This window comes from Candidatus Hydrogenedens sp., from assembly GCA_035378955.1.
Classification (GTDB): domain Bacteria; phylum Hydrogenedentota; class Hydrogenedentia; order Hydrogenedentales; family Hydrogenedentaceae; genus Hydrogenedens.
The window spans coordinates 79423-97556 of record DAOSUS010000005.1 but is presented as its reverse complement, the minus strand read 5'-3'; the positions used below and the strand labels follow the sequence as shown (position 1 = coordinate 97556).

General features: G+C 36.4%; 18 protein-coding genes. 5 read left to right on the top strand and 13 right to left on the bottom strand.

Annotation, left to right across the window (positions count from 1 at the left end; all coding sequences use genetic code 11):
• Nucleotides 1-29: 29 nt before the first annotated feature.
• From PLA12_02330 to PLA12_02310, 5 genes are all read right to left on the bottom strand, one after another.
• Entirely contained in the window at nt 30-1418 is a 1389-nt protein-coding gene (locus PLA12_02330; GenBank protein ID HOQ31328.1) for a dipeptidase, read from the bottom strand.
• Between the two features lie 165 nt (nt 1419-1583).
• Nucleotides 1584-2015, bottom strand: a complete 432-nt coding sequence (locus PLA12_02325; protein ID HOQ31327.1) for a hypothetical protein — start codon at nt 2013-2015, stop codon at nt 1584-1586.
• 82 nt (nt 2016-2097) lie between these two features.
• Nucleotides 2098-2724 (bottom strand): uracil-DNA glycosylase family protein, encoded by a 627-nt coding sequence (locus tag PLA12_02320; GenBank protein HOQ31326.1) that lies wholly within the window; start codon nt 2722-2724, stop codon nt 2098-2100.
• Between the two features lie 15 nt (nt 2725-2739).
• Nucleotides 2740-3657 carry a signal recognition particle-docking protein FtsY gene (gene ftsY, locus PLA12_02315; GenBank protein ID HOQ31325.1) on the bottom strand — a complete coding sequence of 306 codons (918 nt, stop codon included), beginning with the start codon at nt 3655-3657 and terminating at the stop codon, nt 2740-2742.
• A 76-nt stretch (nt 3658-3733) separates the two neighbouring features.
• Entirely contained in the window at nt 3734-4492 is a 759-nt protein-coding gene (locus PLA12_02310) for a hypothetical protein (GenBank protein ID HOQ31324.1), read from the bottom strand.
• Between the two features lie 162 nt (nt 4493-4654).
• Here PLA12_02310 and PLA12_02305 point away from each other — a divergent pair, with 162 nt between their 5' ends.
• Complete coding sequence (locus tag PLA12_02305) at nt 4655-5617, top strand: polysaccharide deacetylase family protein (GenBank protein HOQ31323.1); 963 nt, start codon at nt 4655-4657, stop codon at nt 5615-5617.
• A gap of 6 nt (nt 5618-5623) precedes the next feature.
• Here the strand turns inward: PLA12_02305 and PLA12_02300 are convergent, their stop codons facing one another.
• The 6 genes from PLA12_02300 to PLA12_02275 all read right to left on the bottom strand — a co-directional run bounded on the left by PLA12_02300 (nt 5624) and on the right by PLA12_02275 (nt 10570).
• Nucleotides 5624-6331 (bottom strand): ribulose-phosphate 3-epimerase, encoded by a 708-nt coding sequence (locus tag PLA12_02300; protein ID HOQ31322.1) that lies wholly within the window; start codon nt 6329-6331, stop codon nt 5624-5626.
• 13 nt (nt 6332-6344) lie between these two features.
• Entirely contained in the window at nt 6345-7307 is a 963-nt protein-coding gene (gene rbsK / locus PLA12_02295; GenBank protein HOQ31321.1) for a ribokinase, read from the bottom strand.
• Nucleotides 7308-7326: 19 nt separating this feature from the next.
• A complete protein-coding gene (locus PLA12_02290; GenBank protein HOQ31320.1) occupies nt 7327-7536 on the bottom strand; it encodes a DUF6485 family protein in 210 nt (69 codons plus the stop codon).
• A 17-nt stretch (nt 7537-7553) separates the two neighbouring features.
• Nucleotides 7554-8564, bottom strand: a complete 1011-nt coding sequence (rfbB, locus tag PLA12_02285) for a dTDP-glucose 4,6-dehydratase (protein HOQ31319.1) — start codon at nt 8562-8564, stop codon at nt 7554-7556.
• Nucleotides 8561-9412: a dTDP-4-dehydrorhamnose reductase gene (rfbD, locus tag PLA12_02280; GenBank protein ID HOQ31318.1), complete on the bottom strand. Its 852-nt coding sequence runs from the start codon at nt 9410-9412 to the stop codon at nt 8561-8563. The genes rfbB and rfbD overlap by 4 nt, the downstream gene beginning before the upstream one ends.
• Before the next feature lie 117 nt (nt 9413-9529).
• Nucleotides 9530-10570, bottom strand: coding sequence for a hypothetical protein (locus tag PLA12_02275; protein ID HOQ31317.1), 1041 nt, complete (start codon nt 10568-10570; stop codon nt 9530-9532).
• Between the two features lie 103 nt (nt 10571-10673).
• Here PLA12_02275 and PLA12_02270 point away from each other — a divergent pair, with 103 nt between their 5' ends.
• The 3 genes from PLA12_02270 (at nt 10674) to PLA12_02260 (ending at nt 13975) form a co-directional block, all read left to right on the top strand.
• A complete protein-coding gene (locus PLA12_02270; GenBank protein HOQ31316.1) occupies nt 10674-11591 on the top strand; it encodes a PHB depolymerase family esterase in 918 nt (305 codons plus the stop codon).
• Nucleotides 11592-11661: 70 nt separating this feature from the next.
• The gene (locus PLA12_02265) at nt 11662-13041 is read left to right on the top strand and encodes a sugar phosphate nucleotidyltransferase (GenBank protein ID HOQ31315.1); all 1380 of its coding nucleotides are present in this window, start codon (nt 11662-11664) and stop codon (nt 13039-13041) included.
• Between the two features lie 37 nt (nt 13042-13078).
• The gene (locus tag PLA12_02260) at nt 13079-13975 is read left to right on the top strand and encodes a dihydrodipicolinate synthase family protein (GenBank protein ID HOQ31314.1); all 897 of its coding nucleotides are present in this window, start codon (nt 13079-13081) and stop codon (nt 13973-13975) included.
• Between the two features lie 40 nt (nt 13976-14015).
• Here the strand turns inward: PLA12_02260 and PLA12_02255 are convergent, their stop codons facing one another.
• A complete protein-coding gene (locus PLA12_02255; GenBank protein ID HOQ31313.1) occupies nt 14016-15098 on the bottom strand; it encodes an MraY family glycosyltransferase in 1083 nt (360 codons plus the stop codon).
• On the bottom strand, nt 15095-16150 hold the full coding sequence (locus tag PLA12_02250) for an interleukin-like EMT inducer domain-containing protein (protein HOQ31312.1): 1056 nt from the start codon (nt 16148-16150) through the stop codon (nt 15095-15097). The genes PLA12_02255 and PLA12_02250 overlap by 4 nt, the downstream gene beginning before the upstream one ends.
• A gap of 219 nt (nt 16151-16369) precedes the next feature.
• Between PLA12_02250 and PLA12_02245 the strand changes: the two genes are divergently transcribed.
• Nucleotides 16370-18133 (top strand): TolC family protein, encoded by a 1764-nt coding sequence (locus PLA12_02245; protein HOQ31311.1) that lies wholly within the window; start codon nt 16370-16372, stop codon nt 18131-18133.
• The last annotated feature ends 1 nt before the right edge of the window (nt 18134 follow it).

The following is an 18134-nucleotide window of genomic DNA, read 5'->3' as shown; positions in this document are numbered from 1 at the left end:
ACCACAAATTGTAATTGTTTCTTTTGATTTCATTTCTCGTATGACTTACCTTTTAACAATTCTTCATAAAAACGGCAATGAACTCGAATGCCTTTCTTTAATAGGGGCAAATTTTGATGTTCATTAGGACCATGTATCCCATCATCGGGTAATGCAAAACCTAACATAATCGAATCCAGCCCGAGGATTTGTTGCAACCATGCCACCACAGGCACGCTACCACCTTCTCTTCGAAATAGAGGTGCTCGTCCGAATTCTTCGGTAAGAGCAGTTATTGCAGACTGCATATATGGAGATTTCAAATTCATCAATGCAGGTGGAGAACAGGAATGAAGGGATAAATTCCACTCCATCTCTGAGGGACAATGTTGTTGCAGGAACTCACGGAGATATTCTTCCATCTTTTCGGGTTCCTGGTCTGGAACTAATCGCATAGAAATTTTAGCCCTTGCTTTTGATGGTAATACGGTTTTAGCCCCTTCACCTGTAAAACCGCCAATAATCCCATTAATTTCCAGAGTAGGTCTTGCTCCTACGCGTTCTATAGTGCTATATCCTGCTTCACCATAAAGTGTTGACATTCCTACTGTTTTTTTCCATTCCTCATCCGAATGGGGTATCTGGGATAATAAGCTTCGTTCCTCATCTGTTAAAGGTTTTACTTTATCATAAAAATAAGGAAGAGTAACCTTGCCCTTTTCATCATGCATTTTAGCTATCAATTCACACAAGACATGTATCGGGTTTCGTATAGTTCCACCATATAAACCACTATGCAAATCCTGTTTAGGTCCTTTTAACTCCAATTCAAAATAGGTAAGTCCACGAAGCCCATAAGTTACAGAAGGAATATCCGGAGAAAAAACACCCGCATCACAATTAATAGCAACATCCGATTTTAATAATTCTTTATACTTCTTTAAAAAACTTTGCATACTGGGTGAACCAATTTCTTCTTCCCCTTCGATAATATACTTCAAATGAATAGGAAGTGAATTGTTTTCCAACCATGCTTGTGTGGCAAACATCTGTGCCAGCAATTGGGCTTTCATATCCGAAACACCTCTTCCATACATACAATCTCCCTTAATAGTCGGTTGAAAGGGTTTTGTATCCCATTCATTTTCAGGGTCTACAGGTTGTACATCATAATGCCCATAGATAAGGAGTGTAAGAAGGGGATTGGGTCCTTTATATTCAGCAAAAACGAATGGATGTCCACCCGTTTCTATTATTTCAACGCGATTAAAATTTAGTCTCTGGAAATAGCGTTCCAGCCATTGAGCGGTTCGCAACACATCTCCTTTATAATTCGGTAAAGTGGATATGGAAGGAATGGCTACAAACTCCTTCAAATCATCTATAAAACGGTTCCAATTCTCATCGATATAAAAGAAAACCTTCTCTTGATTACTCACTTCCTTACTCCTTTATACACACATTAAATCATAGACTATTAAAATAATGATATTTATCTACATTATAAAAACGGAACTACGACACTCCACCTGAATGCCGTAGTCCCTCTTGCCTTCTATATAAAAACTACATTACAATTTAATTTGCAAAGATATTATATTCGATTATATATCGCTTGCGTCTAAACCTGTAACCAGCCAATTACCATTTTCATTGGTAAAAACCAGTTCAACCGTAGTAGAACCAAAGTTCCCTTTAATATCTATCGGATATACAGTAGCGGTTGAGCCTTCTAATTTAATTTGCATTTTGCTTAAATCAATCTCTAAACCATCTAAATAACCCACATCAATGGCTTGCTGTAAAAATTCACGAGCACCTGCTTTATCACCCCATTCATAGTGTTCAAATTTTTCAGAGAAAATGGCCATAACACCATCTAAATTTTTCGCTTTCATTGCTTCCACAAATTTGTTAACCTGAGCAGTTACCGCTTCCTCTGGCGATACCTTCTTTGCAGTTTGACAACCAAGGATGATTAGTGATACACAAACTGTTGCCATTACCACAGCGAACAGAAATAATTGTTTCTTCATATGTTGCCCTTTCTTGTTTAAGTTTAAGTTTTTTGTTTCTTTTTGTTGTATAGAAACATATTTATTTATATCACTTTTCAGTTTAAATTTCAAATTCTCTTGCATTTACTTGTTGCATTAAAAAATGAACCTTTTCCCGAATAAAAGGCACCACCTCGCTGATAAACTCTTTATTTTTCTTTAGCCAAAGATTATTACGAAAAGACGGATGGGGACAGACAATTGCAGGCGGATAGAAATTTTTCCATAATCGAATTGTTTCTGTTAAGGTAGCAGGTAATCTTTCATTCAGGAATAATCGTTGTGCATAGCGTCCTACTAACAAGATTAGTTCAAAAGGATATGTTAACGGTAAAAGTTGGCTCCACCATAAATCAATACATTCTTCCCGCGGAGGTAAATCGCCACCTCTTACATCACGACCGGGATAGCAAAATCCTGTAGGAATAATTGTAAAATAGCGTGTATCATAAAATTGCTCTCGCGATACATTTAACCACAAGCGAAGTTTATCACCACTGGGATCATTCCATGGTAATCCTGTTTTATGGACTTTTAATCCTGGCGCCTGACCCACAATAAGTATGGGAGATAACCGTTCTCCTACACGTAAAACAGGATTAGCACCTAAAGGCAGTTTGTTATCACAAAATCGGCATTTCTGTATTTCTAAAGCAATTTTGTAGATGTTGTCTGGATATGGGCCCATAATAATTCAAAATTTTCAATTAAACAAAGCATCAACAAATGAATTCGGGTCAAAAGGCTGTAAATCTTCAACTCCTTCTCCAACTCCAATTAATTTTATAGGAATGTTTAGCTCCTTCTGAATACCAAATATCATTCCTCCTTTCGCCGTGCCATCTAATTTTGTAAGGACAATCCCTGTTATATTCAGAGCCTCTGTAAAAATTCGTGCCTGTTGCAAAGCATTTTGCCCTGTTGTCGCATCGAGGACTAAAAGAACCTCATGAGGGGCTTCTGGCATCCGTTTCTTAATAACACGGTAGACTTTTTTTAATTCTTCCATCAGATTTACTTTGGTATGTAATCTTCCAGCAGTATCAATAATTACATTTTGAGCCTTTCGTGCAATACCTGCATCTACAGCATCATACGCTACAGCTGCAGGATCTGCTCCTTCTTGATGTCGTATTAAATCGGCACCACTACGCTGGCTCCAAATTTCTAATTGTTCTCCTGCGGCTGCACGGAAAGTATCCCCTGCGGCTAAAATTACTTTTTTGTTTTCTTTAACCAATTGAGCGGAAATTTTCCCCGCAGTAGTAGTTTTTCCGGAGCCATTTACACCTACAATTAAAGTAACATGGGGCTGCGGCTCTGCATTCCAATTTATTTCGTGTTCTCCTGTTTTTAATATCTCCAACATAATTGTTTTTAATAGAGGCATAATTTGTTCCGCTTCTGTTATTCCCTGTTTCTTAACCTCCTCTTTTAGTCGCTCTATTAAAAACAAACTTGTATTTACTCCCAAGTCCGCTTCTATAAGCAGTTCTTCCAGAGAATTATAAACATCATCATTAATTTTTGGATATAAAGAAAAAAGATTTTTTATACCATCCGTTAGAACACTTCTTGTCTTTTGTAGTTTTTGTTTAAGATTTGAAAAGATTTTAAACATAAAATTAAACCCTTCATTACTAATAATACTTAAGAATAAATTAGATTTGAATGAAAATTATTAAGGAACGAAAAGATTAAGGCAACTTAAAAGCGTAAAATCCAAAGTTTTCATTAGTTAAATCTGTTCCTCCATATCCCTCATACCTTCCATCATCTCTTTTAGAAACAATTCCAGAGGCAGAGCCTTTTTGTCCATTCCACTCACAGGAAGCCTTATCCCAATAGGCGACCAATTTCTGCTCCTGCTTTTGAGCAACTCCACGCACCTGAGCACCATTATCAAGCAATGCGGTAAACAAATAATTATCTCCTTTACTTTTAACCATTGCTTTACCCACAGGAACGATATCTTCTTCTGCATTGCGAATCGCAATAACAAAAATTCCCTCAGGATTTTCTGTATTGATGGGTTGTCGTATCGCATTATAAATCTGATTACTTGCTAAAACCTGCAATCTTAAATCTTCTACCATAATAGATAACTGATTGCCCAATTCTCCTGACCACGGATTTTCTGTTGTATACTCGCTACCACTACTTACCAGCCAAAGCATAATCCTATCTGCATTAATTCCAGCGATAATAATAAGTATCGTCCCGATAACCGCAATAATTCCCAATACAATTTTTCGTGGACTGGGTAAAGTTTCTTCACCTGCCAGTAACTGCTCCTCCGCCTGCAAACGCAATCTACGCTGGTCACGCAGATTATTACCACAAGTTCTGCAAATTAATGTTCCTTCCGGATTAACAGTTCCGCATTGTACACATACCGCATCCGCATCTATTTTTGAACCGGGCGAAACATTATAATCTTGTAAAGTTTTTCTCATGAAATTAATACCTTATAAATTTCGCCTAATATTTTTCATATAATCTTATAATTTTCTGCTATTGTAATAATTGTAATTGTCTTTTCAAATGTAAAACAAGTATAATATTTTTAATATTTTCCCACTTTTGTCATGTGTTTTTCAATATAGAAAGGGTTTTTTATGAACAAAAATTTATTTTTCATCTCATTAATGTTATTTTCATTCGTTGCCATCCATGTTTTTTCAGATGAGGAAGTACCTTATGCAGAACGATTAGGCTGGGAAAAAGGAAGTCGCGTAGTTATCTTTCATATTGATGATGTAGGTCTATGTCTTGGAGCAAACAAAGCAACATTTGAAGCCTTTACAAAAGGGGTAGCTACCTCTTGTAGTATTATGATGCCCTGTGCATGGGTTGAGCAATTTGTAAAAGAATGGAAGAAAAATCCACAGTGGGATGCAGGACTTCACCTGACATTAACTTCAGAGTGGGATAATTATCGGTGGGGACCTGTTTCTGGTTTCCAACAAGTTCCTGGATTAGTAGATGAAACAGGTTATATGTGGGGCGATGTTAAAAATGTTGTAGCGAATGCTTCACCGGAAGAAGTGGATAGAGAAATTCGAGCCCAACTGGCTCTTGCTGAAAAAATGGGAATAAAACCTACCCATTTAGATTCACACATGGGAACATTGTTTTCCAGTTTAAAATTTATGGAGAAATATATTAATTTAGGTATAGAGAAACAAATTCCTGTTCTTTTTCCGGGAGGACACATGCAATATTTGCAACAAGAATTACCCATGCCCAAAGAAATAATTTATTCGTGGGCGAAAAAAATCTGGGAAGGAGGGCTTCCTGTTGTAGATGATGTTTTAACTTTTACCTATGATTGGAAAACGGAGGATAAGTTTGAACCCTTGACAAAAGCCCTTCATGAAATGAAACCCGGTGTTACAGAGGTTATTTTGCATTGTGCTATACCAACAGAAGAATTTCCTTATTTTACGCAATCTTCTACTACACGAAAAGGGGACTATTTAATAATGATGAACCCCGAATTTAAGAAATTTTTAGAAAATGAAAAGATTATATTAACCACCTGGCGAGAATTAAAAGAGAGAAGAGAAAAGGTAAAATAGAGAAATTTATACAGTATGAATTTGTTCGGCCACCTCTTTTTTGAAGTGAGGGAAACTTTCTTCATAATTTCGTGTAGTTCCGAAAAAAATGCTGGAAGAGCCTAATACAAAAACATTTCCACCTAAACGAATAAATTTGGCACAGTTTTTCACTGTAATGTTTCCGTCAATCTCAATATCAACCGGATATTTATGATACTGTATTTTTCGCGAAAGAATTTGAATTCGCTCAAAAGTTTGGGGAATTATTTTTTGTCCGGCATAACCCGGGTCCACAGCCATAATTAATACACGGTCAACTTCTGGTAAAAGATATTCCAGTTCATCTAAGGGGGTCATCGGATTTACGGCTATTCCCGGTGAAAGTCCATATTCACGAATTTGTTTAACTGCTCGGTGAGCATGTAAACAGGTCTCCACATGGACGATAACACCTGCACAACCGAGGTCTACCAATCGTTTTATATATCGTTCGGGTCGCATAATCATTAAATGAGCCCAACAGGGTAATGAACAACATTTACGGGCTAAAGAGATGAAATCAAACCCCAATGTTAAATTAGGCACAAAGGTGCCATCCATGATATCAAAATGGAGTTCATCAATACCTATTTTCTGAACAAGATGAAATTCTTCTTTTAATCGCCCAAGGTCAAGACACATTACGGATGCAGAATACTTCACTTTATCTAAATTTATTTTATTTTCACTCATAAGTAATACTCTTTTACTTCCATTTTTTATGTTTTTTTAGAAACTTTTGCACTTCATCCAGATGAGGCATGGAGGGTTGGGCACCAAATTTTGTACAGGCTAATGCACCAACAGCATTGGCAAAATCCAACACTTCATCAATCTCCGCCTGTCCCCATGCAAAAGCCAAAGCAGATGTGAATGCATCTCCTGCCGCAGTAGTATCCACAACAGGGACTTTATAACTGGGCGCATAAATCTCAAATTTGCCATCGTTATAATAACAACCCTGAGAACCTAATTTAAGAACCACAGAAGACACCCCCATCTTTAAAAACTTTTCAGCACATTTTAATCTGTTCTCAGACTTTGAGGGGTTCATGCCCGTAAGGAATTCGGTCTCTGTCTCATTGGGGGATATTACATCTATATAAGGAAAAATATGCTTCGAGATATTCCGTGGAGGACCCGCATCTACAATGGTTATCATGCCGTTCTTTTTGGCTAATATCAGAGCCGTTTCAATAGTCTCCGGGAGCAACTCCAATTGTGTTAGCAAAATATCCCCTTTCTGAAAAATCTTCTCCTGTCTTATTATATCTTCAGGTTTCAATTCATGATTGGCTCCCGCAATTACAACAATACTATTTTTCCCGTCTTTATCCACAAAAATTAATGCAGTTCCAGAAAAAGCATCCGGGGTTTCTTTTATCGTATTTATAGGTATCCCTTCATCTTTAAAACCTTTTTTCATACTCCTACCAAAATGGTCTTTCCCCACACAACTTATAAAGTTTATATCCGCACCTAACCTTGCAAGTGAAACGGCTTGATTGGCTCCTTTACCTCCAAAAACTATAGATAAAGACTCACCTCGAAAGGATTCACCTTCCTTCGGTAAACGGGGTACTCTGGCTACAATATCTACATTAGCACTGCCAACAACGACTATTTTCTTTTTCTGGCTTTTTAATGTATCAATGAATTTCTTATTCATATTTATAATACTCTTCGATTTATTTTGTTAATCCCCACGCACGGGCAAATGCCTCAAAGGAACGGTCATAAGTTTTCTCTGCTTCTGGAGGGAAACAACAACCCGGTAGTTGCCGTTTTTTAAGATGATATTGAAGACATTCACAACATACCGCATGCCTTGAGCAACCAGGGTAACTGCATGAACAAAAAGACTGATTGCGTTCTTGATTTTTGCATTCCTGAGCCATAAGATAATCTCCTCTATTTATGTATTTTTTCTTTTTATATATTGTTCTTCATAATATTTTTTAAATTCACCCTCTTTTATCCGTCGCCACCACCATTCATTTTCTATATACCACTGCACTGTTTTTTGTATACCTTCTTCCCATGATATTTCAGGTTTCCATCCTAAATTACGGAGTTTATCTGAATTCATAGAATATCTTCGGTCATGTCCCGGACGGTCAGGCACCCATTGGATTAGACTTTCATCTTTACCTGTGAGTTCAAGAACCTTTCTTGTAATTTCGATGTTTTCTTTTTCAAATCCTGCTGAAATATTATAAATTTCACCGGGTATTCCTTTCCGTAAGACGAAATCTATGGCACGACAATGGTCATCTACATAGAGCCAATCCCGAATATTATGCTCTCCTCCTTTATATAAGGGTAAGGGTTTACCTTCCAGGGCGTTGGTAATAAATAAAGGAAGCACTTTTTCCGGGTATTGATACGGTCCATAAGTATTACATCCACGAGTAATAAGGACAGGCAATTTAAAGGATTCAAAAAACGCTTTTCCTAAAAGTTCTCCTCCTGCTTTAGAAGCACTATACGGATTCCTTGGAAAAATAGTATCTGTTTCTAATGCAGAACCAACATCTCTACTTCCATATACTTCATCTGTAGAGACTAAAACAACCCTGCTAACATTGTTGTTCTTTGCACTTAGTAAAACTTGATAAACCCCTTCTACATTGGTGCGAAGAAAATCTTTTGCTCCCATCAAACTACGGTCTACATGTGTTTCTGCCGCAAAGTTTACCACAGCATCACAGCCTTTTATCGATTGTTCCATCACTTCTGCATCCGCAATATCGCCATGTATAAAAGTATAACGATGAGTATCCACTGATTTTAAGTTATCCAGATTGCCTGCATAAGTAAGTTTATCAAGATTTACTATATAAATATCCGAATACCAATCTAACATATTGCGAATAAATGCAGACCCGATAAAACCAGCACCACCTGTAACAAGTATTTTTTTCATTTATTTTCTTCTCCTCTTCTAAGTAAATATTGTATGGTTGCTTCACGCCATGATGGAATTTTCCACTCAATCACCGCCATAATTTTCCGATTATCCATAGCAGAATAAGCGGGGCGTGGAGCCGGTAATACAAATTTTGCACGAGAACACGGTATAATGGGGGTTTTTATATTTAAGTATTCAAAGCATGTCTTTATCCATTGATAACGAGAGCATTCGCCAGAATTGACAGCATGATATAAACCATACTTTTGTGTTTCTACCATTCTCTTTGTTATTTGCGCCAGGTCCCAGGTATAAGTAGGCGAACCGATTTCGTCCTCAGAAATTTCTAACTTTTCCGCTGTTTTTGAGAGATGAATCATTTTTTCTATAAAATTATTTCCACCGGGACCATATAACCACGCGGTTCTTAAAATATAATGTTTCGGATTATAATCCATAACCGATTTCTCACCGGCTAATTTGGAACGACCGTAAACCGATAGGGGGTTCGGGATATCATCTTCCCGATAGGGTCGCCTCTGCATTCCATCAAAAACATAGTCCGTACTGTAATAGACCACCGGACTTCCCCATTGATTTGCCAAATCTGCAACTTGTCGGGCACCTATTTCATTTACAAGAAACGCTTTGTCTATCTCTTTTTCTGCCATATCTACATTTGTATATGCTGATGAATTTATAACCAAATCCGGTGCAGAATCATCTAATAATTTATAAATATCCGGACTGGTTATATCCCATTCCGGTAAATCATATCCAACAACTTCATATTCCGACTGGAATAATTTAACGAGGTCTTTTCCTAATTGCCCTTTATGTCCAAAAATCACAACCTTTTTCATAAAAAAAAATCCTTCAAAAATAAATTCATATCTATTATTTTACTAAATTTTATCAAAAATCCTGGTTACCAGGTAAACATACCTCCTTAAAGGAGATTTTCCCTTTTTATCTATTATTTATTCTTTAATTATGTCCTTTACATCCTGTGATTGCTCGGGCGAATGTTCTATTCGTTCCTTTACACATCGTAGCCACCAAATAGTTGTTTTCATCTCCGTTGCCAGGGAAGGTTCCTGAAAATAGAACTCTTCGCAATGTTTTAAGGCGTTATCATACTCCCCTTTCTCCGTCAATAGTTGTATTAACAAAAAACGAGCAATGCCTAAATCAGGTTGTTCTTTTAATAATTTTTGAAGTTCCACAATAGCTGTTGAATAGTTTTCCTTTTCAAAAGCATCCCGTGCCTTTTTGAACCCTTTAGGAACACCCCATAATAATCTCCTTCGAATATACTCACTGATAACAGATACGAACGGAGGAAAGGGAAGGATACCGTATGTCCACCAGATTTTTTCCCCATATTCTCCAGCTATCTGCAAAACAACAAATATTGTAATAATACAAAATAGGACAAAACTCACAGCCAAACCCATTAAAAGAGCCTTGCGATATGGCTTGGAATGAAACCACATTGGGCAGACTTTTAATGGAATATAGTCCTCTGTCTCCAATATCTTTTTTAATTCATATATTCGTGATACTAATTTCTCCAGAGCCACTCGAATTTCGGGCTTTATCCAGAAAGACATCTTCATCATTCGTGAACGATGATGAAAAATTAGACTAACCGCTGGATTTAATTTGATAAATTGGGAAAGCCCTAAAAAGCCCACAATTAATGCAAAAAATAAAAGAGCAATTAATGGAATAGCCCAAAGGAGGTCATAAGAATAAAACAAAGGTTTATAGAAAAACCATAAACTCAAGGGCATACATAAAAGGAACGCTAACATAAACCCAAGAATACTCTCCCATAATTTCCTATAATTCCGATGTTTTTCCTCTTCAATATTCACAACTTCGATAGGGACATATAAAGAGTATTTAGATACCCAATTTTCCTTATGGATTATAAGAATAGAACCTTTTAATTCAAGGCATACTTTACCGGGCTGATTTACCCTTGTTAAATTTACAGAATATAAAGAAGGTTCCATTTGTTATCTTTCCAGTAAAACTGTTTATTTTAATTACTGTATATATTATACTTTTTTTATAACATTGATTGGGAACGATATATTCAAAAAAGGACAAAAGACAATGATTGAAAAGAAAAAACGATTGTTTATTATTTCAGGAAGCACATTATCTCTTTTCTCGATATTGATTATTTTTTTATTTACCTCTTGTTACGCAGGTTACTCAAAAATAAAAGTAGATGGAGAAACACGCTATTACCGCTTGCATATTCCTCCAAATCTGGACAGTACAACACCTGTTCCTTTACTCCTCGCTCTCCACCAATTTAGCGATACCGCACGCGGAATGGAAAAGTTAACACGATTTAACCAACTCGCCGATGAAGAAAAGTTTATTGTGGTTTATCCTCAGGGCAAATGGAGAACATGGAAAACAGCCCCATTACCTAATAAAGATACTCGATTTTTAGAGGTGCTTATTGATTATTTGCTGTCCCGATACCCTATTCAAACAAACCAAATTTTTGCAACGGGTGCTTCTGCAGGAGGAATGATGATACAAGCATTTGCATGTTACTCGAAGCGTTTTGCTGCAATTGCTCCTGTAATGGGCAGTATGACACAAATCTATGCAGAAGAAAGAAAACCTCAAAAAAATATTCCCGTTTTAATTATCCACGGGACAGCCGACCCAGTGGTTCCCTTTAATGGAGGGGAAACCAACGCAGGACCCGGCAAAAGACCTGTATTCTTATCGGCAGAAGAAAACGCAGAATGGTGGGCAAAGCAATATGGATATTCTGGGGAAACTATTGTTACACAACTACCTGATAGTAATACAGAAGATACATTTTACACAGAAGTTGTTAATTATAATTGTGTCCCTTCGGTTTTTCTATATAAAATCATTGGGGGTGGACATACCTGGCCTGGCACAAAAAATTTTTACCCTCAATTTATAGTAGGACCTACAGCACCAGAACCCGACGCTTCAAAACTTATCTGGGACTTTTTTAAAAATGCTATGCAACAGATGTAAATTGAAACTATAAAAAGTTTTGCCTTATTTTAAAAGGCATAATATTTCCTATATAAAAGAAAGACCTGCAATGATTTCTGCCATTATACTCGCTGCTGGTTGTGGAGAAGGAATTTTTCCTTTCTCCACAGTTAGAAATAAAGTAACACTCCCTATATTAAATACGCCCGTAATTCGAAGGCTTGTTTTACAACTCAAAGAAATAGGTATTGAAGATATTACCATACTCACAGGATACTTAGAACAAAGTGTTCGACATGCTTTACACGACATTAGAGGGTTATCTTTTCTGAAAAGTAAAGAAAATGATACTCTTACTGATACAATACGCTCCAATTTAGATATATTCTCTTCTTCGGAAACCCTGATACTTTATGGTGATATTGCTACTACTCAGGAAAATTTATCTCATTTTATAAAAATACATCAGGAACAACACAACGAGAGCTCGATTTTAGTCTCTAATCAGAAACCTTTCCCTTTGCATACAACATTTATACAAAAAGGAACAGACAATAAATTAAAACACTTGGTTTTTGACAGACAGACTTCTGAATTTTGGTTTGGTGGTGCTCTTATTGGAAAAACAAAATCATTAAAAGAGGCATTTAATTACGAACCTGGGATTATTCGTTCTGCCCCTCTTGGAGCAATGCCTGCTCCCGAAGGAAATCTAATCTCTGCTATTGATGGGATGTTGGAGAGGAAGTGTGAAATATCCTGTATCTCTGCAAACAGTTTTGTAGTTGATATTGACCATCCCTGGGATTTAATTGAGGCAAATCAAAAGGCCTTGTCAAATATATTCGAAAAAATGGAAGTATCCATTATAGACAAATCCGCATTCATAAATGATGGAGCAGATATTTTACCAGATGCAAAGTTATGGATACATGAGGGAGGAAGAATTGAGAAAGGAACTGTTATAAAAGGAAACCTTGTGCTCGGGATGAATAGTCATATTGCTATCGGTGCACTTCTTGAAGAAAATATTTTTGTAAATAGCAACACAAATATTTCTGAATTTGCAAAAATTCATAAAAATTCAATTATAGGTGAGAATAATAAAATACTTCATAATGCAGAATTTGAAGGTATTACATTAGATACTGTATTTATGGTCCATACCTGCTGTGTATCTGGTGTAATAGGTTCGCATGTCGATATTGGAGCAGGAACCATTAGTGCTACATGGAGGTTTGATGATAAAATAAAAGAAGTTCGATGTAAACAACGCAAAGAAATTCCTCCTTATCATGGGAATTTAACATATCTTGGCGACTATTGTCGAACAGGAATAAATGTTATGTTCATGCCGGGAGTACGTATAGGAGCATATTCTTGCGTTGGACCCGGTATCATCGTAAGCAATGATATTGACCCTTATTCCCTGGTTCTTTTAAAACAACCGATAGAAATTAAATCATGGGGACCCAATAGGTACCCTTAAACAAACCTATTTACAGAATTTATAAAGGAAAAAGACAATGGAACAAAAAAACATACGCGGTATTATTTGTGCCAATCTAACCCCTTTTACAAAAGGGGGCAAAGAAATTGACCATCCCAAATTACATAAACTCATTCATTTTTTACAAGATAAAGGGGTTCATGGTTTGTTCGTAGGAGGGACAACAGGGGAAGGGCTTGTTATGACTATTGCGGAAAGAAAAGAATTGTTGGAAAGTGTCCTAAAATGTGTCAACCCAAAAATAATGGTAATTCCCCACACAGGAACATTGGATTTACACTCAACGATGGAACTTACGGCTCATGCGGTTGAAAAGAAGGTTTATGCTGTGGGCATTGTTGCACCAGGATATTATTATTATGACGAAGATGCTCTGTATAAATATTTTTCTACTATTGCTTCAGAGTTCCCAAGTATTCCTATATTGCTTTACAATATCCCTTCCTGTGCAAGAAATTTCTTACCTAACTCGCTCATTATTAAGTTGGCACAAAAACATAAAAATATTGTTGGTATTAAAGACAGCACAGGGAATATGGTAAATCTTTCTGAATTACTACTCCAGAAGCCAACATCTTTCACAGTAATAAATGGAGTAGATGAATATGGTTATCAGGCTTTCTTAGCAGGTGTTCAGGCGGCTGTTTCTGGAACTTCAAATGTCGCACCCGAAATCTATTTGGGTATCTATGAAAATGTAATGAAACGGAAGTTGCCCGAAGCCTGGATATACCAATCTCAATTAACAAAACTTTGCCAGGTATTGCAATATGGTAAAAATTTAGCGATATTTAAGCAAGCACTCAAATTACGCGGTATTGATGTTGGCTTTGTTCGTCCTCCCCATCGGGAATTAACAAAACAGGAGATTTCAAAATTAGAAACAACTCTCAAATCAATAAAATTAATTTGATATAAGGGTTTAAGGTTTACTTAATCTAAGAAGTATAATTTTACCCTTTTGTATTATTTTGATTTTGTTTTTCTCCAGAAATACTCTCAATAAAATGCAGAATAATTACCCCCATTAATGTCAACATACAAACTAATATAAGCACAAGAAAAGTGTATCTTGACGACAATAATGAGGTAATATAGGCAAGGAAACCCATACATATAGAAAAATAATACAAAGAAAATACTACTTGCCGTTGGGTTAAACCTAAACGCAATAGGCGATGATATATACAGTCTTTATCTGAAGTAAAAAAACCAATCTCCTTAGAACGCCGAAGCCTTCGCAAAAAACTTAAAAAGGTATCCAGAAAAGGAACTGCTAATACAACCATAGGCACCATTAATGCTACAACGGTTATTCCTTTTTTCCGTTCTACTAAAGTGGCACAACCTAACACAAAGCCCAAAAAAAGAGCCCCGGCATCACCCATAAAAATAGATGCTGGGTGAGAATTATAAATTAAAAAAGCGATTGTGCAACCTAAAAGGAAACTCATAATCAAGCAACTAAATGTCTGCTTATTGGCATAGGCTATGGCAAAGATGGTAATAGAGGAAATAGCCACAAGTCCACTCGCAAGACCATCGAGACCATCTACAATATTAATGGCATTGGTTACTCCCACTATCCATAAAACTGTTATTAACAGAGCCAGAGGACCAATATCAATAGTTCCCCCAAAAGGATGTGCAATTGTCGTTGATTTAAAACCCCAATAAAAGAGAATTACTCCCAATAGTAATTCAAACACCAATTTTTTACTTGCAGGTATGGATATTAAATCATCTAACACGCCCATTAATACAATAAATGTTCCACCGATACCGATTATTAGCATTTTTTCATCAAAATATTGAGGATAACGCCATTCAATAAATAGGCATGCAATTAAATAGGCTATGTAGAACGATATACCTCCTAAATAAGGTATGGGTTTTTTGTGAACCTTTCTAACTTCATTAGGGACATCATATACACCTAACTTCATCGCTAACCATCGGAAAATTGGAACTAAAATTAATGTAATCAAAAATGATAAAAGAAAAAGATTTAGATATGCCCAATCCTGTGTTTTCACTTCTTTTCACCCCCTTTCAAAATCCCTACAACTGCGATTGGGATACTTTTCTTCGACGGGTCATATTTAGCCCAATTTTGAACTGCCGTTCCTTCTTTAACACCTTTAACACCAATACCTGCAAACGCATATCCATAACCAAATAATTTTAATTCATTTCGGTCATAAGTTTGCTTTGAAAAACCGAAGCGTAACAAAATTTGTTCTAACGTGTCTGTCATATTTTCAGTTGCCTCATCTGCTACCGCAAACGCACCAATATACCCTTCAGGAACTTCCTCTAAAAACTGTTCCATCTTTATTGCCTCATTTCTACTTTCCCATATATCAAATCGGTCTGCTCTAAAAACCTTACATGGCGGTGGCGTTAAAATGAACACATAAAATCCCCTTCGATTACCTGCATAATTTTTACCTTGAAACCATATCTGTGCCCCACTGCCTTCTGCACTCCCTTCACTAACAATAAGCAAATCGTCATCAACTGTAATTCCTGTATTTCCTATGTTGGAGTTTCCACAAAAAATTCCTCCCGAATAATATAAAAAGTTTAGTATCTGATTTCCTGATAGGTTTATACCTTGCATACATTTCAATGTTCGTCGAGTTAATAATTTCCAAAGGGAAAAAACCGAAGACTGAGTAGATTTTGACAAAGAAGGAAAAGAAATCTCGCATGTGTCCAATATTTGGGTATCTAATTGGATATTTTCGGAAGAATTACACTTCTCAAGTAACATGGTTATCTGATATTTCTTTTCCAATTCGTTATATTTGTTTTCTTCAAGATTATCTTTCTTTATTTTCATTAGAAAAGCCAAAGTCTCCGAACTTACAGGTCTAAAAGTATTCATTCCCCATTCTATTTCCTGTAAAGCCTTCTCTTTTTGTCCTTCTTGTAGATAATGTTTTGCTCGCACTAAATAATTTTGGGGTGCAACAAAAGTCTGATAATTGGAAATATAAACATGACCAATCCAAAATCCCGTAAAACTACAAAGGACTATTCCCCATAATATTAAAACTTTTATTTTTGGATGATTAATCTTCATAATTGATGATATATAGTACAAATTAATGAGTTCTATATTAAAATATTTTGTAATAATTAAACGATTTGATGTTATTTTATCATAAAAAAGTTTATCGTTTTTAAAGTGGTGTCTTTTTTTATTACACTGATATAAATAATTATGGATATTTTAACATATCTTTTATTTCTATAAGACAAACAGTTTATAATCCTTGTAAATAAGCAAGAGGAAATATCTATGATAAAAAGAAAAAATTATTTGTTGTGCCATACTGTTTATATTTTTACTTTGCCGATTATTTTTTCCTTTTCACTAACCTATCCCGCTTTTCCACAAAACACAGAGGGGACACAAACAGTCGTTATAACAAACCCAATTACTGAACAAAACACCACAGATGATACTTCTTCGGAAAATACAGAACTAAATTTGAAAAAAGAAATATCCGTAGATTTAATTGACTTAGACGCACTTCGTAAAGTAACAGAGGAACGACGAGGACCTAATGCGGTATTACGCATGTCTTTAAAAGAGTGCATTGAAATGGCATTAAAACAAAACCCAGATATTATCGTCAGTGGGTTAGAACCAAGAAAAGCACAGGCAGACCAACTTACGGCTCAAGGAATGTTCGACCCGTTTTTACAAACATCACTTCAACATAATTATGCATCGGTTCTTGCAAGTCAACAAATTCGTGCATACGCTGAAATAAGCAGCTTCGATACAAAACAAACTGCTTTTGAATCGAGTTTAGGTGGAAAACTTAAATTAGGTACTCAATATGCCGTTACCTTTAACACCAATATTGAAGAAACCTCCTTTTCTAACTTTGCGAAAGATTATAGTGGACAACTCTTATTTACTCTAACCCAACCCTTATTACGAGGATTTGGAATTAAAGTAAATACGGCACGATTGGAAATGGCTAAGAAGTCGGAAAAAATCGGAGAAGGTCAATTAAAAATGACCATCATGAATACCGTAAACGAAATTATAAAAGCCTATTGGGATTTAGTTGGAGCAATGGAAAATGTAAAAGTGCGTGAGGAAGCATTGGCAAACGCAGAACGACTTTTGTCCATTAGTGAAAAACGCAGAGAAATAGGAACAGCAGCAGATATAGAGGTATTACAGGCAAAGGCAGGAGTTGCAACACGACAAAGTGAATTGGTTGCAGCCCAGGCTCAATTAGAAAGTGCCTCGGATATGTTAAAAAACTTACTTATGTTAAGAGAAGAAAATATGTTTTCAAAAGTCCTCATCGTTCCTACAGACCGACCTCATAGTTTTGAAAATGAAAATTTCGACCTTTCCAAACTGGCTCCTGACCTTGACCAGTCTGTTGAAAAAGCACTTAAAAATAGACCCGAAATCGCAATGGCTGATTTACAAATAGATATTGCAGACCTCCAGATGTTACAGGCAAGAAATGATATGCTACCACAGTTAGACCTGATCGGGAGTTATGGTCAGGGAGGACGGGACCGTTCCATTACCAAAATGTTTTACGGTATCCGTGATGATGATGAAACTTATTACACTTATGGCATTAAAGCCACCATTCCTATTGGAAATCGTGCAGGTAGAGGGGCATTTCAGAGAGCCCGACTTACCAAACGGGAAATGGAAGAACGCAAAAAGAAAATAGAACAAGCCATAATGATGGGTGTTCATCTTGCTATTCGAAATGTAGAAACCAATCGTATTCTTGTGGAGAGTAATCGTCAGGCAAGAAAATTACAGGAAGCCAATGTTATTGCAGAAGAGAAACGACTTCGTCTGGGGGTAAGCACAAGTTGGCGTGTATTACAGGTTCAAACCGATTATACAATGGCAAAAACGATGGAATTGCAGGCACAAATTTCTTATGAAAAGGCTTTGATAGACCTTTATTTAGCGGAAGGTTCGTTGTTGGACAATCTGGAAATTGAAGTAAAATTGCCCGAAGTAGAAGCACCTGTTTCCTATGGCGAAAGTATCACACCTCGTTGGGAATAAT